Origin of the sequence: Sneathiella sp. (genome assembly GCF_002694385.1) — a bacterium.
Lineage (GTDB): Bacteria > Pseudomonadota > Alphaproteobacteria > Sneathiellales > Sneathiellaceae > Sneathiella.
The window spans coordinates 89031-111799 of sequence record NZ_NZMB01000019.1 but is presented as its reverse complement, the minus strand read 5'-3'; the positions used below and the strand labels follow the sequence as shown (position 1 = coordinate 111799).

Annotated in this window: 27 protein-coding genes and 2 tRNA genes; 23 read left to right on the top strand and 6 right to left on the bottom strand. The window is 60.6% G+C overall.

The genetic code is table 11. The annotated features are described in order from the left end of the window. The 6 genes from CMN55_RS13665 to CMN55_RS13640 are packed head-to-tail and all read left to right on the top strand — an operon-like array spanning nt 1 to nt 2701. Complete coding sequence (locus CMN55_RS13665) at nt 1-822, top strand: hypothetical protein (protein WP_293950369.1); 822 nt, start codon at nt 1-3, stop codon at nt 820-822. Nucleotides 823-855: 33 nt separating this feature from the next. Continuing rightward, complete coding sequence (locus CMN55_RS13660; RefSeq protein WP_293950368.1) at nt 856-1221, top strand: hypothetical protein; 366 nt, start codon at nt 856-858, stop codon at nt 1219-1221. Beyond that, nucleotides 1218-1436, top strand: coding sequence for a hypothetical protein (locus CMN55_RS13655; protein ID WP_293950367.1), 219 nt, complete (start codon nt 1218-1220; stop codon nt 1434-1436). The genes CMN55_RS13660 and CMN55_RS13655 overlap by 4 nt, the downstream gene beginning before the upstream one ends. Nucleotides 1437-1455: 19 nt before the next feature. After that, nucleotides 1456-1659 carry a hypothetical protein gene (locus tag CMN55_RS13650; RefSeq protein ID WP_293950366.1) on the top strand — a complete coding sequence of 68 codons (204 nt, stop codon included), beginning with the start codon at nt 1456-1458 and terminating at the stop codon, nt 1657-1659. Continuing rightward, nucleotides 1656-2333 (top strand): lipase family protein, encoded by a 678-nt coding sequence (locus CMN55_RS13645; protein WP_293950365.1) that lies wholly within the window; start codon nt 1656-1658, stop codon nt 2331-2333. The genes CMN55_RS13650 and CMN55_RS13645 overlap by 4 nt, the downstream gene beginning before the upstream one ends. Nucleotides 2334-2335: 2 nt before the next feature. After that, nucleotides 2336-2701, top strand: a complete 366-nt coding sequence (locus CMN55_RS13640; protein WP_293950364.1) for a hypothetical protein — start codon at nt 2336-2338, stop codon at nt 2699-2701. A gap of 8 nt (nt 2702-2709) precedes the next feature. On the opposite strand, the gene CMN55_RS13635 is transcribed toward CMN55_RS13640, so the two are convergent. Then, complete coding sequence (locus CMN55_RS13635) at nt 2710-3318, bottom strand: LysE family translocator (protein ID WP_293950363.1); 609 nt, start codon at nt 3316-3318, stop codon at nt 2710-2712. Nucleotides 3319-3618: 300 nt separating this feature from the next. On the opposite strand from CMN55_RS13635, the gene CMN55_RS13630 reads away from it, so the two are divergent. From CMN55_RS13630 to CMN55_RS13595, 8 genes are all read left to right on the top strand, one after another. After that, a complete protein-coding gene (locus CMN55_RS13630) occupies nt 3619-4101 on the top strand; it encodes a hypothetical protein (RefSeq protein WP_293950362.1) in 483 nt (160 codons plus the stop codon). Nucleotides 4102-4300: 199 nt separating this feature from the next. Then, the gene (locus tag CMN55_RS13625) at nt 4301-5047 is read left to right on the top strand and encodes a hypothetical protein (RefSeq protein WP_293950361.1); all 747 of its coding nucleotides are present in this window, start codon (nt 4301-4303) and stop codon (nt 5045-5047) included. A 127-nt stretch (nt 5048-5174) separates the two neighbouring features. Then, entirely contained in the window at nt 5175-6110 is a 936-nt protein-coding gene (locus CMN55_RS13620; protein ID WP_293950360.1) for a ketopantoate reductase family protein, read from the top strand. 180 nt (nt 6111-6290) lie between these two features. Continuing rightward, complete coding sequence (locus CMN55_RS13615) at nt 6291-6752, top strand: hypothetical protein (protein WP_293950359.1); 462 nt, start codon at nt 6291-6293, stop codon at nt 6750-6752. 11 nt (nt 6753-6763) lie between these two features. Beyond that, the gene (locus CMN55_RS13610; protein ID WP_293950358.1) at nt 6764-7006 is read left to right on the top strand and encodes a hypothetical protein; all 243 of its coding nucleotides are present in this window, start codon (nt 6764-6766) and stop codon (nt 7004-7006) included. After that, complete coding sequence (locus tag CMN55_RS13605) at nt 6996-7349, top strand: hypothetical protein (RefSeq protein WP_293950357.1); 354 nt, start codon at nt 6996-6998, stop codon at nt 7347-7349. The genes CMN55_RS13610 and CMN55_RS13605 overlap by 11 nt, the downstream gene beginning before the upstream one ends. After that, the gene (locus tag CMN55_RS13600; protein ID WP_293950356.1) at nt 7340-7546 is read left to right on the top strand and encodes a hypothetical protein; all 207 of its coding nucleotides are present in this window, start codon (nt 7340-7342) and stop codon (nt 7544-7546) included. Before CMN55_RS13605 ends, CMN55_RS13600 begins: the two co-directional genes overlap by 10 nt. Before the next feature lie 342 nt (nt 7547-7888). Continuing rightward, nucleotides 7889-8809, top strand: coding sequence for a LysR family transcriptional regulator (locus tag CMN55_RS13595; RefSeq protein ID WP_293950355.1), 921 nt, complete (start codon nt 7889-7891; stop codon nt 8807-8809). A gap of 96 nt (nt 8810-8905) precedes the next feature. Here the strand turns inward: CMN55_RS13595 and CMN55_RS13590 are convergent. From CMN55_RS13590 to CMN55_RS13575, 4 genes are all read right to left on the bottom strand, one after another. After that, nucleotides 8906-8981, bottom strand: a tRNA-Asn gene (locus CMN55_RS13590). A gap of 115 nt (nt 8982-9096) precedes the next feature. Beyond that, nucleotides 9097-9288 (bottom strand): YqaE/Pmp3 family membrane protein, encoded by a 192-nt coding sequence (locus CMN55_RS13585; RefSeq protein ID WP_293950354.1) that lies wholly within the window; start codon nt 9286-9288, stop codon nt 9097-9099. Nucleotides 9289-9434: 146 nt separating this feature from the next. Beyond that, on the bottom strand, nt 9435-9686 hold the full coding sequence (locus CMN55_RS13580; protein WP_293950353.1) for a hypothetical protein: 252 nt from the start codon (nt 9684-9686) through the stop codon (nt 9435-9437). 190 nt (nt 9687-9876) lie between these two features. Then, a tRNA-Cys gene (locus CMN55_RS13575) sits at nt 9877-9950 on the bottom strand. 321 nt (nt 9951-10271) lie between these two features. Here CMN55_RS13575 and CMN55_RS13570 point away from each other — a divergent pair. From CMN55_RS13570 to CMN55_RS13535, 8 genes are all read left to right on the top strand, one after another. After that, the gene (locus CMN55_RS13570; protein WP_293950352.1) at nt 10272-11699 is read left to right on the top strand and encodes a circularly permuted type 2 ATP-grasp protein; all 1428 of its coding nucleotides are present in this window, start codon (nt 10272-10274) and stop codon (nt 11697-11699) included. A gap of 7 nt (nt 11700-11706) precedes the next feature. Beyond that, nucleotides 11707-12648: an alpha-E domain-containing protein gene (locus CMN55_RS13565; RefSeq protein WP_293950351.1), complete on the top strand. Its 942-nt coding sequence runs from the start codon at nt 11707-11709 to the stop codon at nt 12646-12648. 4 nt (nt 12649-12652) lie between these two features. Further along, entirely contained in the window at nt 12653-13456 is an 804-nt protein-coding gene (locus CMN55_RS13560) for a transglutaminase family protein (RefSeq protein ID WP_293950350.1), read from the top strand. Between the two features lie 33 nt (nt 13457-13489). Then, nucleotides 13490-14221 (top strand): proteasome-type protease, encoded by a 732-nt coding sequence (locus tag CMN55_RS13555; RefSeq protein WP_293950349.1) that lies wholly within the window; start codon nt 13490-13492, stop codon nt 14219-14221. Nucleotides 14222-14337: 116 nt separating this feature from the next. Then, nucleotides 14338-14994, top strand: a complete 657-nt coding sequence (locus CMN55_RS13550; protein ID WP_293950348.1) for a protein-L-isoaspartate O-methyltransferase family protein — start codon at nt 14338-14340, stop codon at nt 14992-14994. A gap of 204 nt (nt 14995-15198) precedes the next feature. Beyond that, nucleotides 15199-16554 carry a TolC family outer membrane protein gene (locus CMN55_RS13545; protein WP_293950347.1) on the top strand — a complete coding sequence of 452 codons (1356 nt, stop codon included), beginning with the start codon at nt 15199-15201 and terminating at the stop codon, nt 16552-16554. A 99-nt stretch (nt 16555-16653) separates the two neighbouring features. Beyond that, nucleotides 16654-17334 (top strand): DUF2497 domain-containing protein, encoded by a 681-nt coding sequence (locus CMN55_RS13540; RefSeq protein WP_293950346.1) that lies wholly within the window; start codon nt 16654-16656, stop codon nt 17332-17334. A 76-nt stretch (nt 17335-17410) separates the two neighbouring features. Then, the gene (locus CMN55_RS13535) at nt 17411-20053 is read left to right on the top strand and encodes a valine--tRNA ligase (protein WP_293950345.1); all 2643 of its coding nucleotides are present in this window, start codon (nt 17411-17413) and stop codon (nt 20051-20053) included. 85 nt (nt 20054-20138) lie between these two features. On the opposite strand, the gene CMN55_RS13530 is transcribed toward CMN55_RS13535, so the two are convergent. Further along, nucleotides 20139-20882 carry a phosphatase PAP2 family protein gene (locus tag CMN55_RS13530; protein WP_293950344.1) on the bottom strand — a complete coding sequence of 248 codons (744 nt, stop codon included), beginning with the start codon at nt 20880-20882 and terminating at the stop codon, nt 20139-20141. Between the two features lie 193 nt (nt 20883-21075). On the opposite strand from CMN55_RS13530, the gene CMN55_RS13525 reads away from it, so the two are divergent. Continuing rightward, on the top strand, nt 21076-22539 hold the full coding sequence (locus CMN55_RS13525; protein ID WP_293950343.1) for an amidase: 1464 nt from the start codon (nt 21076-21078) through the stop codon (nt 22537-22539). The last annotated feature ends 230 nt before the right edge of the window (nt 22540-22769 follow it).

Here is a 22769-nt window from a genome sequence, read left to right as displayed (position 1 = left end):
ATGTCCGAACTGGATTTACCGCAGATCGCCGAAAATCAGGCGCTCGCCTATGTCACGTCAAATGATGCGGATGCGGCGCTGGAATCCGCGCTGTGTAATGAAAGGGCGGGCCATGACCCGACGTCGGGCGATGTGACTTTGAGTGACAGTGACTTTCGCGAAGCCTGGCACCATGTCATCGGCGGCAGCCCGGCGGGCGGCTTCAATTTTATCGTGCCCGCCATCAAGCGCCCCTTCATGGTCACGAACGGGAGCGGGGAGACGGCCACCGTCAAGACGGTATCCGGCGCGGCGGGGCAGGTGCTGGACGGGGAGACGCGGCTTTTTTACTGCGACGGGACGGATGTCATCGGCCTCACCGACAGCACATCGGACGGCGGCGTAGGTGGCGGCGCTCACGCGGGCGTGCTGGTCACCAAAACCGCCAATCAGAGCATTGCCAATAACAGCAATACGGCCATCGCCTGGGACAGTGAGGCCTATGACACCGACGGCTTCCACGACAATGCGGTGAACAACAGCCGTCTCACCGTGCCGGGCGGGGTGACGAAAGTCATCGTGAGCGGGCAGATCCGCTGGGACAGCAGCGCGGCGGGCACGCGGGAGATTTTGCTGGAGAAGAACGGCTCAGGGACTTATGCCGGACGCCCGTTCGAACATATGGAGGCGCAGACCAACCGCACCATGCAGAGCTTCGTCTCGCCGGTGCTGGCGGTGACGGGCGGTGATTATTTCGAACTGATCGTCTGGCAGGACAGCGGCGGCGCGCGCGACGTGGAAAGTCATGCCGCCACCTGGTTCAGCCTGCAGGTCATTGAATAGGCCGGGCAAGACCCACGGTTCAAGGGGGACAGAATGAAAAGATTTTACCGACTGGCGGCCGCAGGGGCCGCTTTTTTTATGCCGGTCGCGCTTCTGCCGCTGGCGGCGGCGACCGCGGAGGGATGCCTGCCGCGGGCGGAGCTGGCCCGTCAGCTTGCCGCGCAATATGGCGAGGTGCTGATCGCCCAGGGGCTGAGCAGCGCCGGGCAGCTGCTGGAGATTTATGCCAGCCCGATGGGCGATAGCTGGTCCCTGACGGAGACGGACCCCGCGGGCCGCGCCTGCCTGCGGGCGGCCGGGGACTATTGGAACATGCCCGCGGCGCTGGCAGGAAGGCGGGGCGGACAACCCGCCTTTTTTCAGCCGGACAGCAAACCGGACGGCGGAGGCGCGGAATGAACACACTGGAACAGGAAATCGGCGCCATGCGGGTGCGCATCGAAAATCTCCACCTCGATATGGTGGAGCTGCGCGACGATGTGAAATGCCTGACGTTGCAGGTCAGCATGGGGCGCGGCGCGCTTAAAGTCATTGGCATCACAGGGACGGCCATCGCCGCGTTAACCAGCTTTGCCGTCTGGATCGGTCAGACCTTCCGGCCTTTCAATCTGTAATCATACAAGGAGAGAACGAGTGGGCATCTATGTCACAGTCGACAGCCTGATTGCCGCCTTCTGCGCGGCGCTGCACGGGCTGGCCATTGTGGTCACGCTGGCGACCGTCATCACGGCGACAACTCCGATGCGCTGGCGGCGGCCGGGGCTGGGGCGGCTGTTTCACCTGCTCAATCTGCTGGCCGGAAATGTCGGACGTAACCGCAATGCGGATGACAGATGAGCCCGCTGGACGCCGCCATCTGCGCGCGCATTGCCTATGAGACGGCGGGCGGGGCCATCGCGGCCCGCTTCGGCTACAGCTACGCCCCGGTGGCGAGCCGGGATCATTTCGCCTGGATCGGGCGGAAAAGGGACCTGACCGTCGTCGCCTTTCGCGGCAGCATATTCGCCGGGCGGGAAGCGCGCGGCAGCATCAGCAATCTGTCCACTGATCTCATCCGCTGGGGCGGGGAAGGCCGCGTGCATGAGGGATATTATCAGGGGCTCTGGCAGCTACTCGGTGCGGTGCAGCGGGAATTGCGCGGGCGCGCGGGGGAGCTTGTCCTCACCGGCCATTCCATGGGCGCGGCGCTGGCCACATTGGCGGCGACGCTGCTGGAGGCGGACCGGGTCCATGCCTTCGCCAGCCCGCGCCTTGGCAATCGTGCCTTTGCCGAAAGCTATCCGCGCGCCATCCGGGTGACCCGCTATGTCAACCGCTGCGACGTGCTGGCGCGCATGCCGATATACGGCGAGGTGCAGGGCAGCAATCCGCCCTTTCGCGAACGCTATTGCCATATCGGGCGGCCCGTCCGGCTGCCCGGTCTCGGCCATTCCATGAGCGCCTATATCGAGGGGTTGCGCCTGCATCGGCGCGGCCTGCGCAGCCATCCATCCACTGAACAGGGAGAATGATCATGAATGCAATTTGGTGGGACAGGAAGTCCGACGAAGATGAGCAGGAGACCGCCCCGTTATCGGGGGGGATATTGGCGGACTATGTTGTCCTGACAGGTGAAGAGGACGGGGAGGAGGGGGCCCGCGACGCGGCGTCCGGGGAAGAGATATTCCCGCTGCATGAGCTGCTGCACGGCTGCATCTGGCGCGATGCGGAAAGCGCGCAAGCAAAGGCGGGCATTCTGGATGTCGATGGATATGACTTATCCGCGTCCGATGCGGATCGGTGGCGGGAGCTGGACTTCTCGGAGGAGCGGCGCGGCGCGCGCGGTTTCCTCGATGAGGAATGGCTGCCGTTTGCCGCGGAATATGAAGAGATCGAATGACGCCGGGTTTATTTGCGGCCGCTGAGGGCGAGGCCGATCCCCGCGGCAATGAGGAAGCCGCCGGTAAGACGGTTCCGCCACCGGCCATAGCGCAGCAGCAGCGGCCGGAGCGCGCCCGCGAAAAACGCCCACAGGGAATCGCCAAGGGTGAGGACGATCAGGAAAACGGCGGCAATCAGCGCAAGCTGGCTGTCGTGGTTGCCGCCCGGCGTGATGAACTGCGGCAGCAGGGCGGCGTTGAAGATCAGCGTTTTCGGATTGAGGACGGCAATGCCCAGACCATGCAGGAACAGCTTTCCGATGGGCGCGCGCACGGGGCCGATATGAGCGAGGTCCGCCGCCGGGGTGAGCCAGCTTCTGATTCCGAGCCACAGAAGATAGGCGACGCCCGCCCATTTGATCCAGGTCAGGATATCGGCCGCCAGCTCCAGCAGCGCGCCGATGCCAAGCACAACAAGCACAAGCTGCAGGCCAACGCCCGCCGTTGTGCCGAGGACGGTGACGAGGCCATACATCGCGCCATAGCGCAGCGAATTGGCGACGGTCAGCGCCACATTGGGCCCGGGAATGGCAACCAGGCCCAGGGTGACCAGAATGAGAGCGAGAATCGATTCCATATTTTTATTCTTACCACGTCGGCGGGTGCCGGCAACGGCTTTTCATAAAATCGTCACAGAGCGGCCACAGTCACTCCCTAGATAGAATTCGTGAAGCATACAAAGTACATAGAGGATGACAGGAAAAGGTCGCCACGACCGGCTCCTGTCAATATTAACCATGATCGATAAAAGACTCGATTTCACACAAAATTCGGATAAAATTATCGACATTCCGGATAAGGTAATACTTGTTTTATTTCAAACAGTTAAATTTCCTGCAGCGGTTGCTGCGGAGCAATGTAATATTGGGGACATCTCATGACAGCCGTAGTGACAGGTTACAGGCAGCACATGTATGCCGTTTGCCTGACGGCGTTGATGGGTCCGTTTCTGTCTGCGGTTGCGGCCGATCCGGCCGCCGCGACGGAAAGCGGGTCTGATTGTAAGGCGTATTTGTCTGCACAGGACATGTCTGCACAGGACCGGGCCACCTGCCTTGAAACGCAGGCCCTTACGAACGCGGGCGCGGCGGTGATGCAGCTGGCGATGAAAGAGGACGCGCTGCAAAATGGCCGGGGGGATAAAAATCTCTCGGTGGCGAAAATGATCCTGCCGGACCGGATTATCCTCACGGATGTGAAGCCCGCCGCGCGCAAGGAGGCGGAGGTGCCGGACCGCAAGCAGAAAGAAGCGTCGGTGGGAGTTTTCTCCCCCATTTCGCTGCTGTTGTTCGGCGCGGCCTTTGTCGGCATTCTCTATCTGGGCCGCCGCCGCCGAAACATGCGCGAGGAAGACAGCTAACCCTCGCGCGTCTCTAATGGCTCCCGCCGTCAAGACGGGAAAACGGGCATTTTTCGGGGCATTCTTCATCCCCGCAGGCAAAGGCGGCCGCAGCATGGCGGGGATGGCTCCGGCCGCTGGCCGCGCCGGTTGGGCAAGAAGCAAGCGGGGCGGTCAGCGGTTTAATCATTGATTAGCTTCCCCGCGCTATGATCGGCGGATGGACCGCCCGCAAACGCAAACCGCCCGTCCGGCCGCCGCGCTGCTTGATGCCTTCCGATTCGTCATTGCGCATCGGTGGCCCTGCCTTGTGCGGGCCGTGCCGGTGATCGTGATGACGGGTCTGATCGCCTGGCTGGAGACCAATATCCTGGCGAGTGCGGAGTATTTCCGCCTCGTCGTGAATGACATCCTTTATGCCATTTTCGCCGTTTACTGGCACCGCTACACCCTGCTGGAGGAGGCGCGGGAAAGCCCGGAATCCGGGCTGCATTTCGGGCTGCGCGAGATCAGATATGCGGGCGCGATGGTCGGGGCGGCGATTGTGACCCTTGTGCTGGGCAAGCTTTATGTGGTCAGTAATGGCGGCAATGTGTCGGCCGCATCCGTTGTGCTGTTTGTCGGGCTGCTGCTGCTGTGTTTCCTGCCGCTGATGTTCGTTTTCCCGGCGATTGCGCTGGACCAGCCGATCCGCCTCGTGCCCTTCGTCCGCAGCGTTATCGACATGTTTCTGCCGCTGCTCGGGGTCATGCTGCTCGCCCTTGTGGCGGTGGTCGGGCTGTACGGCCTGATCTATCTGCCGATGCTGCTGCTGGTGTTACTGAAGTGGCCGGAGATGGCGGGCATCCTGTTCTATCTGCTGTCCAGCTTTGTGATCATGCCATTTGTCCTGGCGGTGGGGATTTCCTTCGTGTCGTTTCTGTATCGGGACGCGGCGGCGGGTGAGCCGTTCACGCCGGTCCGTTGATATTGCTGCTTGCCCTGCCGGGGAATATTTCCTAGCGTCTCTCCTCATGAAGAAAAGGCACGGGATGGGTTTCGCCGGGAGGTAGCCCGTCCGTGCAAATGGTACAAAGCGGAAAGGATAACAATAAATGACGCTGAAAATCGGAGTGGTCGGCGCCGGGGCGATTGGCGGATATTTCGCCATCCAGCTGGTGCGGGCCGGATATGAGGTGGTGGTGCTGGCGCGCGGGGCCAATCTTGCGGCGATGCGTGAAAAGGGACTGACCATCACTTCGGAGGAGGGAGAAGTGAACGTCAAATTCGCCGCCGTCTCCGACAAGCCGGCGGAACTCGGCGTGTGCGATGCGATGCTGTTCGTGGTCAAGGGACAGGACAGCGAACAGGCGGCCGCCGACATGCGGCCGATGATCGGCCCGAAGACGGAGATTATCAGCCTGCAAAATGGCTTTTACGGGATCGAGCATCTGGTGGAGACATATGGCGCGGAGCGCGTCTCGCCCGGTGTGACATACATTCCCGCCGTGCTCGACGCGCCGGGGCATATCCGCCGCACCGGCAATCGCACGCGGTCCTATATCGGGCCCTACCACCCGCGCGATACGGCGCTGCATGACGAGCTGGCGGCGGCGCTGCGCGCGCAGGGCACGGATATCCAGGCGCTGCGGGAGCCGATGCGGCAGATCTGGGCGAAATATGTCGTGCTCGCGCCCTTTCACGCCATGTGCAGCCTGACGCGGCTGCCCGTCGGCGGCTGGATCATCCATCCGGAGATGCAGGCGCTGTATCTTGGCGCGATGAAGGAGGTGGCGGCGCTCGGCCGGGCGAAGGGCGCGGATGTGCCCGACAGCATCGCCGAGAAGCAGGTGGAGATCACCCGTACCTCGACCAGCCCGAAGACCCGCGCCTCGATGTTCGAGGATCTCGATCGCGGCAAGCGGCTGGAGCTGGAGCCGATCATCGGCTGGATTGTGCGCGAGAGCGAGAAGCTCGGCCTTGAAAGCCCGATCCATAAAATGGCCTATGCGCTGCTGCGGCCGCATCGCGACGGCACGCCGGAGATTTAACAGGCCGCGACGCCGGAGCGGACGGAACAGAAAAGGGCGCTTCCCATAACGGGCGGCGCCCTTTTTCGTGACCATCACAGGGTTTCAGCTCACCCACAGGCGCCTTTCGGGGCGCCTTTTTCATACCCGCAAGGGACGCGGGCGGGCCGATGCAGAAGATGCAGAAAAGGAAAACCGCATATGATTATTCAGGACTTTCGCGATCTCATCATCCGCCCGACGCTGGCGGTCCTTGGCATGGGCGGGCGGGCGGCGGAGGAACTCCTCCTCGGCACCGCGCTGGTGGAAAGCGGTCTCAAGCATCTCAAGCAGGTGCGCGGGCCCGCCCTCGGGCTTTACCAGTGCGAACCCGCAACCTACGCCGATATCCTGGCTTACGTCCGCGCCCGACCAGGCCTGCTTGCCCGGCTCCGGCCGCTGATCGCCGGAGCTGAGCTGCCCGATGTGTCGCAGATTATCTGGAACCTCCAATACGCAACCGCCATCTGCCGCCTGCATTACTGGCGTATCCCGGCGCCGATTCCGGAGGATATGGCGGGGCAGGCGGCCTATTGGAAGCGCCATTACAACACCGTGCACGGGCGCGGCACGGTGGAGAAGTACCTTGAATGCGCCCGACCCCTGAATGAATCCCTGACTTAAGGAGTATGACGATGAAAACCTATCTGAAAGGCAAGAAAACCTATGTGACGGCGTTTCTCGCCATTGTCGCGGCGGCGGGCAGTTACCTGCTCGATGAAATTCCGCTTCAGGACATGATTGAGGCGTGTTTCGCGGCGCTGACCGCCATGACCATCCGCGCCGCCATCGGCAAGGGCGACAGCGGCGGCATTGAGACCGGCGGTGCAAGTGGCCATGAGAGCGATCCGATGAGCGGGGTGCAGGATGAACGCTAGAATGCTGTCGATGGGCGCGCTGGCATCGGGGGTTCTGATGCTCGCCGCCTGCGCCGCGCCCCTGGCGGGTCTCACGCCGCGTGATCAGCTTCTGATCGCCTGTGACGGGATGGCGACCACCATGGGCATTGTGCGGAACTATATCCTCGACGGCACTATTCGCCATCCGGAAACGCTGACGGCCCTTCGCGATGCCTCCCTCGTGGTGGAGGAAAGCTGCCGCGAGGAGCAGGATCCGGGGGCGGCGCTGACGCGGCTGGCCGCTCATTCGAGCATCTTGCTGGAAGCGCGTCTTGTTGCCGAAGCCGGAACCAAACGGGGGGAGGGGGCGACATGGAAGTAACGTCAGCCACCATCGTTGCGCTGCTGGAAGGCGGGGCGTTCCTCATTGGCGCGGCGCTCCGGGCCCAGAAAGGGGCGCTTTCCGCCGCCGAGGCGGCGGCCATCCTCACCCATCTCGGGCAGGAGGGAGCGTCCCTCCGCGCGGCTGTCGATGCCGCGCTGGCGGCGCAGCGGCAGGCGGATCGGCAGGCCCGCTGATATGGGTCATTGCAGCATGATCACAAAATTAAAGGGGGCGTCATGCCCCCTTTATTCCCGCCGGTTAAAATCCGCTAATCCAGACTCACCCCGATCTTTTCGTTCCAGGCTTTGTTGTGTGCAAGGTCCAATGGTGGAATGAGGGAACCGTCGCCGGTCCGGTTATCGCGAGAAATCCTCCCAAATTCCCTGCGGCCATGCGACAGTAATTTCGTTTTTGTTATTATCCTTTACGGTTCCCTCATATCGCTTGCAGGGAAAACATTATCTTGCATCGATTGATATGATAAATAATAATTTATGTCATATTAATATGAATTTCATATAAATCAGGGGATCGGGATGTATCGGCATTTCAAGGCCTTTGTGGCGGTGGCGCGGCATCTGCACTTCACCCGCGCGGCGGAGGAGGTGCATATGACCCAGCCGTCGCTGTCGCTGCTGATCAAGCAGCTTGAGGAGCGGCTGAATGTGCGGCTGATCACCCGCAACACGCGGCATGTGCGGCTGACGGAGATGGGGCGCGCGTTCCTGCCGTTGGCCGAAAAGTCGGTTGCCGAGATGGACGCCGCCATGCGCCATATGCGCGATCTGTCCGATTTGAAGGCGGGGCGGGTGACGGTGGCGGCCTTTCCTTCCGTTGCCGCCAATCAGCTGCCGCCCATTCTGGTGGAGTTCCGCCGCCGCTATCCCGAGGTCAAGGTGCAGATCATCGACAGCGTCTGGGGCACGGTGGTGGAGAAGGTGCGCGACGGCATCGCCGATTTTGGCATCGGCTCGCAGCCGCCGAAGATGGACAACCTCAATTTCGAGCAGATTTATGAAGACGAGATCATGCTGCTGGCCAAGCGGGAGCATCCGCTGGCGGCGCGGAGCAGCCTTGACTGGGAGGATATCTCGGGCGAGGAGATCATCGCGCTCGCGACCGATACGGGGGTGCGCCACAGCATTGACATGGCGCTGGCCGACACCGGCGTCACCTTCCGCCCGGTGATGGAGCCGTCGCTGATCCAGACGGTGGCGGCGCTGGTCATGGCGGGGGCGGGGATCGGCGTGATCCTGTCGTCTTACCTCAAGGCGGTGAATATGGACGGGCTCGTCGCCATCCCGCTCTATCGCCCGCACGTGCTGCGCCCCGTCGGGCTGATCACGCGGCGCGACTGGCAACTCACCCCAGCGGCGGAGGTGATGCTGAAAATGATGGTGGAGAGTCTCAGATTGCGGACCCTCTCTCCGAATTATACACAATCGAAAATGACATGAAAAAAGCAATAAAGACAAAGGCGGCGAGGCCGTGCGGCGGCCCGCGTTTGGCGCAAATAAAAAAGCCTTCGGAGGTAACTCCGAAGGCTTTTGAATTGGCTCCCCGAACAGGACTCGAACCTGTGACAGGCTGATTAACAGTCAGCTGCTCTACCAACTGAGCTATCGGGGATCAGGGTCCGAAATATGCGGACTGGCGGCTTATAGCAAGTGCGCCTTCGCCTGCCAAGCCTTGTTTTGCCTTTTTGGCAAAAATTTATCGCCCGGCGGGCATCCGGCGCGGGCGGTCAGCCCTTGCCGTGCGCCTCGGCGATTTTTCGGTCCGTATTATACTGGCTGAGGGCGTAGACGGCCCAGATGGCGGCCGGAATCCAGCCGATCAGCGTGATTTGCAGGATCAGGCAGATAATCCCCTGAAAAGGCTTGCCGATGGTAAAGAATACCAGAAACGGCAGGATCAGCGCGATAATCAGTCTCATGACATACCCCAATATTAAACATCGGGGACAAGCTTAGCGGCGTTGCGCGGGCCTGGCAACTGCCGGGCCGGTTCCTGTCCCCCTGTACGGACAGCATATATAGGGGAAATTGCGGCGATGTCCATGACCGGTCAGCGGCGGCGGGATTATTTCGCGCCTTTGCCGCCACTCTTGGTCTTTTTCGGTTTGGCATCCGCGGGCTTTGCCGCATCGGGCGCGCCCGCCTTTGCCGAGCTGTGACCCGCCGGGTGATGATAGAGCATATACAGCGCCCATAGAATGGCGACGGGCCAGCCGATCAGGGTGAGTTGCAGGATCAGGGCAAGGATACCCCGGCGTCTGCTGCCGAACCGGAAGAACAGCAGACAGGGCAGCAGGATGGCGGTCAGGGTCGGCATAAAACCTCCTTCAGCATAGGGATGCATAACTTAAGGCGCGGACAGAATGCGGCGCGTTACCCAGACGCGCGGGCGGCCCGGTTTGTGAGGCGGCTATCGGCCTGCCTTTGCGGATAAAGGGGTGGGGGGACGGGCCATGGATCGCGGCGCGCGCTGCAAATCGGCGGAAGTTCGATGCGGGGATAAAGGATGGAGGCCTGGACCGGAATCGAACCGGTGTACACGGATTTGCAATCCGCTGCGTCACCACTCCGCCACCAGGCCTCACTCTGTGGTGTATCGGCCGCCGCAGGACGGCGCCGACAGATCGCTCATATGCAACGCGAGGCGGCTGGCTGTCAAGTCCGCTTTCAAAGTTTCCGCGCGCGGGCGCGATTTTGCGGCCACGATAAAGCCTTTCCCGCGGCGGAGAGGGGCAAGAGCGGAATGGCCGCACGGAGAACGGGGCGACAAGAAGGGCGGATAAGGAGGCAGAAAGGCAGCGGGAAAAGGCAATCCGGCCGCCCCGTCGCGGCGGCGCGGAGCCGAACGCGGCCCCTGCATTTTTCTGTTGCGCTGCAACACATTTACTCTACTCTGTTTGTCATGGAGGACAGCAAACAGATTTTTGATGAAATGCATGGGGAGGCGGGCGGCGTCCGCTATCCATACGCGGAATATCAGAAATGGCTGGAGACGGAGGACCCGGCGCGGTTGCGCCGCAAATCCACGGCATCGGAAGCCTTTTTCCGCAGAACGGGGATCACCTTCAATGTCTATGGCCGCGAAGAAGCGGCGGAGCGGCTGATTCCCTTCGACATTATTCCAAGGGTGATATCGGCGCGGGAATGGGCGCGGCTGGAACGCGGGATCGAGCAGCGGGTGCGCGCCATCAACGCCTTTCTCCATGATATCTACCACCGGCAGGAAATATTGCGCGCGGGCCGCATTCCGCTCGACATCATCGCCAATAACGCGGCGTTCCTGCCGCAGATGATCGGCGTTTCCCCGCCCGGCAATGTCTACACCCATATCGTCGGCACCGATCTGGTGCGCACGGGGGAAGATGAGTTTTACGTGCTGGAGGACAATGCCCGCACGCCGTCCGGGGTTTCCTATATGCTGGAAAATCGCGAGACCATGCTGCATATGTTCCCCGAGCTGTTCGCCGAGGTGAAGGTGCGCACGGTCAGTGACTATCCGAAGAACCTCCGCCGGTCGCTTGGCGAATGCGCGCCGGAAGCGTGCGAGGGCAAGCCGGTGATTGCGGTACTCACTCCCGGCATTTACAACTCCGCCTATTTCGAACACAGCTTCCTCGCCGATCAGATGGGGGCGGAGCTGGTGGAAGGGCATGACCTGCGCGTCATTAACGGGCGCATCGCCATGCGGACAACGCGCGGCTATGACCCTATTGATGTGCTCTACCGCCGGGTCGATGACGATTTCCTCGATCCGCTGACCTTCAATTCCCAGTCGCAGCTCGGCGTGGCCGGGATCATGGATGTCTATCGCGCGGGCGGCATCACCATTGCCAACGCGCCGGGGACAGGGATTGCCGATGACAAGGCGATCTACTCCTATATTCCGGAGATTGTAGAATTTTACACCGGTGAGAAGGCGATGCTGAAAAACGTGCCGACATGGCGCTGTGCGGAGCCGGAGTCTCTCGCCTATGTGCTGGATAACCTCACCGAGCTGGTGGTGAAGGAAGTGCATGGCTCGGGCGGTTACGGCATGCTGGTCGGTCCGGCCGCCAGCAAGAAGGAGCTGGCCGCTTTCCGCGCCAAGCTGAAGGCCCGGCCCGGCAATTATATCGCCCAGCCGACGCTGGCGCTCTCAACGGTGCCGATCCTGACGAAAAAGGGCTTGGCCCCGCGGCATGTGGATTTGCGGCCCTTCGTGCTGGTGTCCCCGCGGCAGGTGAATATTACACCCGGTGGCCTGACGCGCGTCGCGCTGAAGGCGGGCTCGCTGGTCGTTAATTCGAGCCAGGGCGGCGGCACCAAGGACACCTGGGTACTGGAGGAGTAGCGGCGCGATGCTGGGCAAAACCGCAGGAGGGTTGTTCTGGATGTTCCGCTACCTTGAACGGAGCGAGAATACCGCCCGTCTGCTCGACGCCGGGTTCCGTATCGCGCTGACCCGCTCCAGTGCGGCGGAGAATGAATGGGCGTCGGTCGTCGCCACGGCCGGGGTCAGTCGCAACTATCTGGAAAAATATGATCAGTATGTCGCCCGCAACGTCATTGACTTCCTGCTGCGCGACCGAACGAACCCGTCCAGCGTCTGGTCCGTGATCGAGGCGGCGCGCAACAATGCCCGCATGGTGCGGACGGCCCTGACCCGCGAGGTGTGGGAGGCGACGAATGAATGTTATATGACGCTGCGCGACCTGTTGTCCCATCCGGTGTCGGAGCGGGACCTGCCCGATGTCCTGGGCAGCATTCGCCAGCAGAGCGCGCTGGTGCGCGGGGCGTTGCATGGCACGATGCTGCGCAATGACATTTTCGACTTTGCCCGCCTCGGCACCTTTCTGGAGCGTGCGGACAATACGGCGCGCATTCTTGATGTGAAATATTATGTGCTGCTGCCATCGGCCTCTTTCGTCGGTTCCTCGCTCGATAATGTGCAATGGGAATCGATCCTGCGCTCGGTCTCGGCGCAGCGCGCCTTCCGCTGGCTCAACCCCGGAGAGGTGAATCCCATGAGCATTGCGGAATTTCTTATTCTTGACCGGCGGCTGCCGCGCTCGCTGGTCTTCTGCTATTCCAAGATTGTCGATAATCTCGGCTATCTGGAGGAGGATTACGGCCTCCGGCTTGACTGCCATGACAAGGCTATGCCCATTCTCAAGCGGCTGAAGGATGCCTCGATCACCACCATTTTCGATCACGGGCTGCATGAATTCATCACCACCTTCATCCGCGACAATATCGATCTCGGCGCGCAGATCGAACAAGACTATCGGTTCAGCGGATGATGCCATGCTTCTGAAAATCTCTCACCTCACCAAATACCGATATGAGCATCCCGTGCGTTACGTATTGCAGCAACTTCGCCTGATGCCGAAAACCGGCGTCGGGCAAACGGTACTGCGCTGGGATGTCACGCTGGAGGGCGGCGCGCGCGAGCTGGAGTTTGACGACCAGTTCAACAATCATGTTATGCTGGTCAGCACGAATCCGGAGGGAACCGAAATTTCGATCCGCTGCGAGGGGGAGGTGGAAACCACGGACCTGCATGGCATTATCGGAGTGAACAGCGGGTTTGCGCCGCTGTGGTTTTTCCTGCGCGAGACACCGCTGACGAAGCCGGGTGTGCGGATCGGCAAGCTGATCCGCGAGCTTGGCCGCGACTATGCCTCCGATGTTGCCATGATGCATGAATTATCCCTGCTGATCGCCAAGAGCGTTCCCTATCGGACCGGAGAAACCCATGCGGAAACAACGGCGGAGGAGGCCCTTGCCACCGCCAATGGGGTGTGTCAGGATCATGCGCATATCTTCATTTCAGTGGTGCGACAGCTTGGCTTTCCCGCCCGCTATGTCAGCGGATATCTGATGATGGACGACCGTATTCACCAGGAGGCGACTCACGCCTGGGCGGAGGCCTACCTGCCCGATATCGGCTGGGTCGGTTTTGATGTGTCAAATGGCATTTCGCCCGATGAGCGCTACGTCCGCGTCTCGACAGGGCTTGATTACAAGGATGCGGCGCCCATCTCGGGCCTGCGTGTTGGGCACGGGGGGGAGTTTCTGGATGTATCCTTGCAGGTTCAGCAACAATAAACGTTCCATGGTTCGGGGTCTGAAGTAACGAGCATGACATACTGTGTCGGTCTGAGGCTGAACAAGGGCCTCGTTTTCATGTCGGACACGCGCACTAACGCGGGCATCGACAATGTCTCCGTCTTTAAGAAGATGCATAGCTGGGTCGTCCCCGGCGAACGGGTCATCACCATGCTGACCGCCGGTAATCTGGCGACGACGCAGGCGATCATCAGCATGCTGGATGAGCGTACCAAGGCGCCAGCGGACCGCAAGCCGTCCATTCTGGAGGCGCCGTCCATGTTCCAGGTGGCGCGGCTGGTCGGCGAGACGGTGCGCGAGGAAATCCGCAGCCACAGCCTGGAAGGGCAGAGGGCCGATGCCGCCTTTAACGCGACCATCATTGTCGGTGGCCAGATCCGGGGCAGCGCGCCGCGCCTGTTCATGGTCTATCCCGAAGGCAATTTTATCGAGGCGTCGAGCGAGACCCCCTTCTTTCAGATCGGCGAGACGAAATACGGTCGGCCCATTCTGGTGCGCGCCTATGATCCGGACATGAGTTTTGAGGATGCGGTGAAGCTGATGCTGGTGTCGTTCGATTCGACCATCAAGGCCAATCTATCGGTCGGCCTGCCGCTCGATTTGCAGGTCTATGAGAATGACAGCTTTCTGATCAGCCATGAACAGCGCATCCCGCTTGACGATGCCTATTACAACCTGATCTCGACAGGCTGGGGGGAGGCGCTGAAGGAAGCCTTCCGCTCGCTCCCGGATTTTCATTTCTGAGCGCAGGCAGGAGGCAGCCTTTGCCTTTCCCCGTTCGGAATGTGTTATGGCTTGCGTATCAAGGCGGTAATTCAGTATAACCAGCGAAGTTTTCGAAAAGGAATGGCCGGAACATCATGATTGCTGAAAAATATGCCGAGGCGCGCCGCCATATGGTGCTGAGCCAGCTCAGGCCGAACCGGGTTACCGATGATCGCATCGCCGATGCCATGGAAACCGTCCCGCGCGAGGAATTTGTGCCCCGCAATCTGCGCGGCGTTGCCTATCTGGACGAGGATCTGGAGGTTGCCGGAGGGCGCTATCTCATTGAACCGCGGGTATTCGGACGGCTGTTGCAGGAAGCGGCTGTTGCGCCGACCGACATCGTGCTTGATATCGCCTGCGGCACGGGCTATTCCGCCGCCGTGCTGGGGCAGCTCGCTCAGGCCGTTGTTGCCGTTGAAAGCGATGCGGAGCTGGTGGCACAGGCGAGCGAGACGCTGACGCGGCTCGAATGCGACAATGTGGCCGTGATCGAAGGCGCGCTGGACAAGGGCAATGTCAAGCAGGGGCCCTATAACGTCATTCATATCAACGGGTCAATCTCGACAGCGCCGCAGAGCCTGTTGGACCAATTGGCGGAAGATGGCCGGCTGATCTGCGTTCTCGGCACGAACCCGGGGGTCGCCACTGTCTATCGCCGTCGGGGAGAAAGTTTCTTTCCCCGCGCGGCCTTTGACGCATCGGTGCCGCCGCTGCCGGAACTGACCCGCGCGGCCGCCTTCAAATTCTGACCGGAGGTCGGCGCGGAAGTAACAAATTTGTCACGATTTGCCTGCTATGATTGGCAGATAGAGGACAATAAACAGGATTTTGGTGTCAATATCGGCTGTCAATCATATGATTCGTTAAAATTGTTGATTGAAACCGCTATCGGGACTAAATTCGGCTATGGTTAATTACTGTTTGCCCTGCAAGAGGGGTCGGAAGGCGAATTGATGAGAAAAGTAGCTTTGACAGTTGCATCTGTGTTGGCCGTCATGATGCCGATCACCGGCGTTCATGCCGAAACGCTGCAGGATGTTCTGGCGTCCACATATGACAACAACCCGACTCTCAAGGCCCGTCGTGCCAATGTTCGCGGCGTGGATGAACAGGTGCCGCAGGCGCTGTCCGGCTGGCGGCCGCAGGTTTTCGCCACTGGCGAGATTGCGGCGCAGAGTCATGACACCAATGTGCCGGGGGTAGACAAAAACAGCAACCCGCGCGAAGCGGCGCTGACGGTCTCCCAGCCGATCTATACCGGCGGCCAGACGGTTGCCTCCACCAAGGCGGCGGAAGCCACAGTTTTGGCGGCCCGCTCCGGCCTTGAATCGACCGAGCAGGGCGTGTTTCGGGATGCGGTTGCGGCCTATATGAATGTGCTGCGGGATGAGGCGCTGGTTGATCTCAATCGCAACAACAGCGTTGTTCTGCGTCGCCAGCTTGATGCCGCCAACGACCGCTTCCAGGTTGGGGAAATCACCCGAACCGACGTGGCGCAGGCCGAAGCCCGTCTCGCGGATTCCATTTCGAATCTGATCCAGGCGGAAGGCAATCTGCGCTCCACCCGCGCCAACTTTGAACGCATCGTCGGCCGCGCGCCGCTCAGCCTGGAGGAGCCGGGGGTCCCTTCCGATTTCCCGGAGTCCGAAGCCTCGGCGCTGACGATCGCCCTTGATAACCACCCGGACATTCTGGCCGCGCGCTTTAACGAGGAAAGCTCCCGTTATGATATCCGCGCAACATCGGGTCAGCTTCTGCCCTCTGTCGAAGTCAATGGCCGTCTGGCGACGGGGCAGGACTTGTCTGTCTACAGCTCCAGCAACGACACGGCCCGCATCGGCGCGGTGCTGACGGTGCCGCTCTATCAGTCCGGTGCGGTCTACAGCCAGGTGCGGCAGGCCCGCCAGATCAACAGCCAGCGGATGCAGGAGATCGAGGAAACGGTCCGCGCGGTCCGTGAAAGCGTCATCCAGAGCTGGGAATTGCTGGAAACCTCCCGCTCCCGCATCGGCGCGAGTGAAGAGGCGGTCCGCGCCAACACCATCGCCCTTGAAGGGGTGGAGCAGGAAGCCCAGGTCGGCTCCCGCACCACGCTTGATGTGCTGAATGCGGAGCAGGAACTGCTGCAAAGCCGGGTTGACCTGGTCACCGCCCGCCGCGACCAGTATGTGGCGATCTATAATGTGCTGGCCGCCATCGGCAAGCTGAATGCCCGCGATCTGGCGCTCAATGTCGACTATTACGATCCGAATGCGAACTATGACCGGGTTCGTAACAAATGGTTCGGTACGGACGGCGGGCTGGATTAGTCAGAGCCGGAGACCGGCCCGGGTCGTGCGAAATATATGTGTAACAGGGACACCGGTGTTTGTTGATCCGGCCCCTCCGGCTTCTATGGTGAATTGACGATGAGCGATCCTACGACAGAACAAGAGCCGACGATGGAAGAGATTCTTGCCTCCATCCGGCGCATCATCTCTGAAGACGGTGACGAGGGGCAGGACGAGGGCGCGGCGAAAGCCGGGGAAGCCGATGAGCCTGATACAGCGGATGACTCCGATGTCGACGCCATGGCCGACGAGCTGGCCGCCGAGATTGAGGCGGAAGTCGAGGAAGAGCCTGAACCCGAAGAGGATGTTCTGGAATTGACCGACGAGGTCGCGGAAGAGGTCGAGGAAGACGAGGTGGTTCTGTCCCTCGACGATGCCGTAGAAGATGACGCGGCGCCGGAGGTTATGGCGGAAGCCGAAGAAGAGCCGGAAGACATGGATATGGAACCGGAATTTGAAGAGGAACCGGCGGCAGAGCCGGTTGAGGCGGGCGCGAGTGCTGCCGATAAAGTCACCAGCAGCCTGCTGGCGGACCCGACTATTGCCGCAACGACGAGCGCTTTCGCCTCACTGGCCGGCGCTGTTGCTTCATCACGAGGATTGCAGATGGGTAAGAATGCGACATTGGAAGACATGGTCAAGGATATGCTCCGTCCTATTCTGAAGGACTGGCTCGATCAGAATCTCCCGCAGATCGTGCAGCGCATCGTGGAGCGCGAAGTGAGCAAGCTCGCTGACCGGGCGGACGAAGAAGATTAAGTCTTTCCCCCCGGGTAGTGAGCCGACTATATTACTCCCGAATTTTGCCGACTAATAAATAAAGAAAGGTTCAGCGATGCTGGACAAGTCTTATCGACCCGATGAGGTCGAGGGAAAGCTCTATTCGCGCTGGATGGAGCAGGGGGCGTTTGCCTGTGGCCGCGCCGACAGTGACGAGACCTATACGATTGTTATCCCACCGCCCAATGTGACGGGCAATCTGCATATGGGCCATGCCCTCAACAACACGTTGCAGGACGTGCTCGTGCGCTTTGAGCGGATGCGTGGCAAGGATGTGCTGTGGCAGCCGGGCACCGACCATGCGGGCATTGCGACCCAGATGGTGGTGGAACGCCAGCTTGGCGAACAGGGCAAGACCCGCCATGATCTCGGCCGCGACAAATTCATCGATCAGGTCTGGGAATGGAAGGAACAGTCCGGCGGTCAGATCATTGAACAGCTCAAAAGCCTCGGCGCGAGCTGTGACTGGGACCGCGAACGCTTCACCATGGATGAGGGGCTTTCCAAGGCCGTCCGCAAGGTGTTCGTCCAGCTTTATAAAGAGGGGCTGATCTATCGCGACAAGCGCCTTGTCAACTGGGATCCGAAATTCCACACGGCGATTTCCGATCTGGAAGTGGAGCAGCGGGAGGTGGAAGGCCATATGTGGCATTTCCGCTATCCCATCGACGGGGAAGAGGGGCGTTTCATCACCGTCGCGACGACGCGGCCGGAGACGATGCTGGGGGATACCGGCATTGCGGTGCATCCCGACGATGAACGTTATCAGGACCTGATCGGCAAGCACGCGATCCTGCCTATTGTCGGGCGGCGCATTCCTATTGTCGCCGACGACTATGCCGATCCCGAACAGGGCTCCGGCGCGGTGAAGATCACCCCGGCCCATGATTTCAATGACTTCGAGGTCGGCAAGCGCGCCGGGCTTGAGGTCATCAATATCATGGACGAAAACGCGCATCTGAATGACGCGGTGCCGTCTGCCTATCAGGGCATGGAACGCTTCGCGGCGCGGAAAAAGGTCGTCGCCGAGATGGAAAGCCTCGGCCTGCTTGAAAAGATCGACGCGCATCCGCATACGGTGCCCTATGGTGATCGTTCCGGCGTGGTGATCGAGCCGCTGCTGACCGATCAGTGGTTTGCCGATGCGGCGACGCTGGCGCAGCCCGCCATTCGCGCGGTGGAGAGCGGGCAGACCAAATTCGTGCCCGAGAAATGGACCAGCACCTATTATGACTGGATGCGCAATATCCAGCCCTGGTGCATCTCGCGCCAGCTCTGGTGGGGGCATCGCATCCCGGCCTGGTTCGGCCCGGACGGCATGATCTTCGTCGAGGAAACGGAAGCGGAGGCCTTTGCCGCCGCCGAGGCGCATTACGGCAAAAAGGTCGATCTCAACCGTGATACGGATGTGCTGGATACCTGGTTTTCTTCCGCCCTCTGGCCCTTTTCGACGCTCGGCTGGCCGGAACAGACACCGGAGCTTGCGCGCTATTACCCCACAAATGCACTGGTGACGGCGTTTGATATCATTTTCTTCTGGGTCGCCCGGATGATGATGATGGGGCTGCATTTCATGAAGGAAGTGCCGTTCGATACCGTCTACATTCATGCCATTGTGCGCGATGAGCATGGCGCGAAGATGTCGAAATCGAAGGGCAATGTCATTGATCCGCTGGTGCTGGTGGATAAATATGGCGCCGATGCGCTCAGGTTTTTCCTGTCCACCAGTGCGGCGCAAGGCCGCGATGTCCGTCTTTCCGAACAGCGGGTGGAAGGCTATCGCAACTTCGCCACCAAACTCTGGAATGCCGCGCGCTTCTGCGAGATGAATGACGCCCGTGTGCCGGATGGGTATGATCCCTTCACGGTGACGGAAACCATCAATCAATGGATCGTGGCGGAGACGGTGAAATGTGAAGCCGCGGTGCGTGAGGGGATTGAGGGCTATCGCTTCAACGATGCCTCCAACGCCATCTATGCCTTCACCTGGAATGTGTATTGCGACTGGTATCTGGAATTCGCCAAGCTGCCGTTCCAGCAGGATGGTGCGGCAAAGGCGGAAACGCAAGCCACGGCGGCCTGGGTGCTGGATCAGATCCTGAAAATGCTGCATCCCTTCATGCCGTTCGTGACGGAGGAACTCTGGGGCAGCGTCGCCGCCACGCGATCGAGCGACCTGATCATTGCTGACTGGCCGGTCTATCCGGCGGTTGATAACGCCGCCGCCGTTCAGGAAATGGATTGGGTGCAGGAGCTGATTACCGGTATCCGCGGGGTACGCAGTGAAATGAATGTCCCGGCGGGGGCGAAAATCCCGCTTATCTTCAATGACGGCAGCGCGGACGACAAGGCGCGGCTCGACAGGCACTGGGATATCATCGCGCGGATGGCCCGGCTGGAGGAAAAGACGCTCGACGCCGCCGTGCCGAAGGGGGCGCTGCAATTCGTCCATCGCGGGGCAACGGTTGTCCTGCCGCTCGCAGGCGCCGTGGATCTGGACGCGGAAAAGGCCCGCCTCGCCAAGGAGATGGGCAAGCTGTCCGGCTACATCACGGGTCTTAACAAAAAGCTCGGCAATGAGAAGTTCGTCGCTAATGCCCCGGAAGAAGTGGTGGCCGGGGAACGTGAAAAACTCAGCACCGCCGAAACGGAGCTTGCCCGGCTGCAAGAGGCGGCCAATCGCCTCGCCGAAATTTAAAGACAAGCTGACAGGAAGCTTGCAGAAAAGGCCGGAAGCACCTGCTCCCGGCCTTTTTGTTATAATGGAAAGTCGTGGGACGGGGTTATCGCCCGATCAGTTTCATCATCCGGGTCCAGATGGCGCGGAACAGCCGGTCGAAAAGGGCGACCATCGGGGTCACTTTCAAAAAGGGCAGCAGGATCAGCGAAGCGGCGGCGCCGCCGATGATCACATCCGTCAGCCAGTGACCGCCGCCCGCAAGCCGGGGCAGGCAGACAAAAACCATCAGCAAAATACTGAAGGCAATGACATAGGGACGGTTGCGGAACAGGAGGATCAGGCCGCCCGCGAACAGGGCGCTGGTCATGGCATGATCTCCGGGGAAGGAATTCTCGCTCGCCGTCTTGACGCTATAGCCGCTGATAAATTCGTTGAGGTCGTTATAGGGCTGCAAGGCATAGCCCGGGCTGAGATGCGGCATGTCGCTGAAGATTTGCTTGGAAATAAGCAGCGCCACTCCGATCAGCAGCGCGATACACCAGATTTTTGCGGCGGTGGTGATCCATTCCTCCCGTCGGCTCGAAAAAACCAGATAGACGCAGAGCGCCAGCATTACAACAAAGGTGAGTTCATCGAACAGCTTGCTGTTGGTCCAGGCCCAGAAGGTGGTGAGCGGCTGATCGGCTCCGATGCTGCTGTTCAGGGCGCGAAAGGTGCCAATGTCGAGCGGCTTCCAGAGGCTGTCATAAAGTCCGGTGAAATTGGAGGCAAGCAGTAGCGCCGCCAGCGCATAGCAGAGGATCAAAAGGGCGGCCGCCTGCCGTCGGCCCAGGGGCAAATCCGTCATTATTTACTCGATTTAATTATCTTATTGCCAGTTGACGCCGATCTTCAGGAAATCCCGCAGACAGCTTCATATAGCGGAATATAAGGTCCGGGCTCAAGAAACAATTTTTGATTGAGGGATGGAGGAGGAACGCATTAGACTTCTCTCATAACAAAGGCATCGTCGGCACTGGCCGAGGGGGAGGGGGAAGCTCATGACGGATATAACGGAAATTCATTACGCATCGGCAACCGCGCAGGCGCGGGAGATCGCCACCGGCAATATCGGCGCGGAAGAGCTGCTCGATCACTATCTGGCGCGGATTGATCGCTATAACGGCGATGTCAACGCGGTGATCTGGCAGGATGAAAAAGGCGCGCGAAAGCGGGCGCGGGAGGCGGATGCGGCGCGCCTCCGCGGAGATATCCTCGGGCCCTTGCATGGCGTGCCGATGACCATCAAGGAATCCTATGATTTTGTCGGCAGTCCTTCCACCTGGGGCAATCCGGCGTGGCGGGAGAATTTCCCGGCGCAGAATGCCGTGGCGGTGCAGCGGCTGCTGGATGCGGGGGCGAATATCTTCGGCAAGACGAATGTGCCCTTCATGCTCGCCGACTGGCAGAGCTTTAACGACATCTATGGCACGACAAACAATCCGTGGGACCTGGCGCGTATTCCGGGCGGCTCCTCCGGCGGGTCGGCGGCGGCGCTGGCGGCGGGTCTCACGGGGATGGAGGCCGGATCGGATATTGGCGCGTCCATCCGCAACCCGGCGCATTATTGCGGCGTTTTCGGGCATAAGCCGAGTTACGGCATCATTCCCGGTATAGGACAGCGACCGCCCGGCATTGTCGCGGAAAGCGATATCGCGGTGCTGGGGCCGCTTGCCCGCTCGGCCTTTGATCTGGAACTGGCGCTCGATATCATGGCGGGGCCGACACAGCCGAAAAATGCCGCGTGGAAATTGCAGCTTGCCCCGGCGCGACACCGCCATTTGAAAGACTTCCGCGTTGCCCTGATGACGGCGGCGGAGGGGTTTGATGTGGATGACGATTATCAGGCCGCACTTTCATCCCTCGGCGACAGGCTGGAGGCCGCGGGCGCGCGCGTCAGCCGGGAGGCGCGCCCCGATATCCCCATTTCTGATGCCTATGAAACCTATATCCTGCTGCTGCGCGCTGCCACCTCGACAGGGTTGACCGAGTCGCAGCTAGAGCGCTTTCGCGCCATTGCGGCGTCGGCGCCTGCCGATGACAAAAGCTACCTGACCCTGATGGCGCGGGCCGGGACGATGCCGCATAAGGAATGGCTGCGCCTGCATAATGAGCGAATGAAAATGGCGCAGAAATGGCAGGCCTTTTTCGAGGACTGGGATATTCTGATCTGTCCGGCGGCGGCCGGACCCGCCTTTCCCCATAACCAGAAGGGAGAGCGGCAGGACCGCATGCTGGATATAAACGGCCGGCCGCAGCCGACCACGGACCAGCTTTTCTGGGCGGGCTATTCGAATATGGTCGATCTGCCCTCCACCGTCATGCCCGTGGGGATCACGCCGTCGGGGCTGCCCGTCGGATTGCAGGCCGTCGCTGCCTATGGGGAGGACCGCAGCAGCCTGCGATTCTGCCAGTTGATAGAGGAAGCATTCGGCGGATTCGCCCCGCCGCCGGGTTATGGCTGATCGGCACGGCGCAAGTCCAGAAAGGCCCGATTTTGTGGGCCTCCGCCAAGCTCCTGATTCAAAAGGATATTGCTGGCGGGCAGGGAAACTCCGGACAAATTTCGGCAAATTGACGGCGTTCTGGCAAGGTTTCGTCAATAATTACCTGCTAGTCTTCAGACAGGTTAAAAAAGGTCGCATTTCCCGGAGTGGAAATTGATGCAAACCTCCGGGCAGCGGATATTCGGCAA

What these genes read in the sequence shown, in the direction of transcription:
- CMN55_RS13585 (WP_293950354.1), bottom strand. Translation starts at nt 9,288, where the DNA reads ATGAGACTGATTATCGCGCTGATCCTGCCGTTTCTGGTATTCTTTACC.
- CMN55_RS13620 (WP_293950360.1), top strand. Translation starts at nt 5,175, where the DNA reads ATGACGCTGAAAATCGGAGTGGTCGGCGCCGGGGCGATTGGCGGATAT.
- CMN55_RS13600 (WP_293950356.1), top strand. Translation starts at nt 7,340, where the DNA reads ATGGAAGTAACGTCAGCCACCATCGTTGCGCTGCTGGAAGGCGGGGCG.
- CMN55_RS13640 (WP_293950364.1), top strand. Translation starts at nt 2,336, where the DNA reads ATGAATGCAATTTGGTGGGACAGGAAGTCCGACGAAGATGAGCAGGAG.
- CMN55_RS13565 (WP_293950351.1), top strand. Translation starts at nt 11,707, where the DNA reads ATGCTGGGCAAAACCGCAGGAGGGTTGTTCTGGATGTTCCGCTACCTT.
- CMN55_RS13525 (WP_293950343.1), top strand. Translation starts at nt 21,076, where the DNA reads ATGACGGATATAACGGAAATTCATTACGCATCGGCAACCGCGCAGGCG.
- CMN55_RS13605 (WP_293950357.1), top strand. Translation starts at nt 6,996, where the DNA reads ATGAACGCTAGAATGCTGTCGATGGGCGCGCTGGCATCGGGGGTTCTG.
- CMN55_RS13660 (WP_293950368.1), top strand. Translation starts at nt 856, where the DNA reads ATGAAAAGATTTTACCGACTGGCGGCCGCAGGGGCCGCTTTTTTTATG.
- CMN55_RS13545 (WP_293950347.1), top strand. Translation starts at nt 15,199, where the DNA reads ATGAGAAAAGTAGCTTTGACAGTTGCATCTGTGTTGGCCGTCATGATG.
- CMN55_RS13535 (WP_293950345.1), top strand. Translation starts at nt 17,411, where the DNA reads ATGCTGGACAAGTCTTATCGACCCGATGAGGTCGAGGGAAAGCTCTAT.
- CMN55_RS13540 (WP_293950346.1), top strand. Translation starts at nt 16,654, where the DNA reads ATGAGCGATCCTACGACAGAACAAGAGCCGACGATGGAAGAGATTCTT.
- CMN55_RS13635 (WP_293950363.1), bottom strand. Translation starts at nt 3,318, where the DNA reads ATGGAATCGATTCTCGCTCTCATTCTGGTCACCCTGGGCCTGGTTGCC.
- CMN55_RS13625 (WP_293950361.1), top strand. Translation starts at nt 4,301, where the DNA reads ATGGACCGCCCGCAAACGCAAACCGCCCGTCCGGCCGCCGCGCTGCTT.
- CMN55_RS13595 (WP_293950355.1), top strand. Translation starts at nt 7,889, where the DNA reads ATGTATCGGCATTTCAAGGCCTTTGTGGCGGTGGCGCGGCATCTGCAC.
- CMN55_RS13665 (WP_293950369.1), top strand. Translation starts at nt 1, where the DNA reads ATGTCCGAACTGGATTTACCGCAGATCGCCGAAAATCAGGCGCTCGCC.
- CMN55_RS13615 (WP_293950359.1), top strand. Translation starts at nt 6,291, where the DNA reads ATGATTATTCAGGACTTTCGCGATCTCATCATCCGCCCGACGCTGGCG.
- CMN55_RS13645 (WP_293950365.1), top strand. Translation starts at nt 1,656, where the DNA reads ATGAGCCCGCTGGACGCCGCCATCTGCGCGCGCATTGCCTATGAGACG.
- CMN55_RS13580 (WP_293950353.1), bottom strand. Translation starts at nt 9,686, where the DNA reads ATGCCGACCCTGACCGCCATCCTGCTGCCCTGTCTGCTGTTCTTCCGG.
- CMN55_RS13530 (WP_293950344.1), bottom strand. Translation starts at nt 20,882, where the DNA reads ATGACGGATTTGCCCCTGGGCCGACGGCAGGCGGCCGCCCTTTTGATC.
- CMN55_RS13550 (WP_293950348.1), top strand. Translation starts at nt 14,338, where the DNA reads ATGATTGCTGAAAAATATGCCGAGGCGCGCCGCCATATGGTGCTGAGC.
- CMN55_RS13560 (WP_293950350.1), top strand. Translation starts at nt 12,653, where the DNA reads ATGCTTCTGAAAATCTCTCACCTCACCAAATACCGATATGAGCATCCC.
- CMN55_RS13555 (WP_293950349.1), top strand. Translation starts at nt 13,490, where the DNA reads ATGACATACTGTGTCGGTCTGAGGCTGAACAAGGGCCTCGTTTTCATG.
- CMN55_RS13655 (WP_293950367.1), top strand. Translation starts at nt 1,218, where the DNA reads ATGAACACACTGGAACAGGAAATCGGCGCCATGCGGGTGCGCATCGAA.
- CMN55_RS13630 (WP_293950362.1), top strand. Translation starts at nt 3,619, where the DNA reads ATGACAGCCGTAGTGACAGGTTACAGGCAGCACATGTATGCCGTTTGC.
- CMN55_RS13570 (WP_293950352.1), top strand. Translation starts at nt 10,272, where the DNA reads ATGGAGGACAGCAAACAGATTTTTGATGAAATGCATGGGGAGGCGGGC.
- CMN55_RS13610 (WP_293950358.1), top strand. Translation starts at nt 6,764, where the DNA reads ATGAAAACCTATCTGAAAGGCAAGAAAACCTATGTGACGGCGTTTCTC.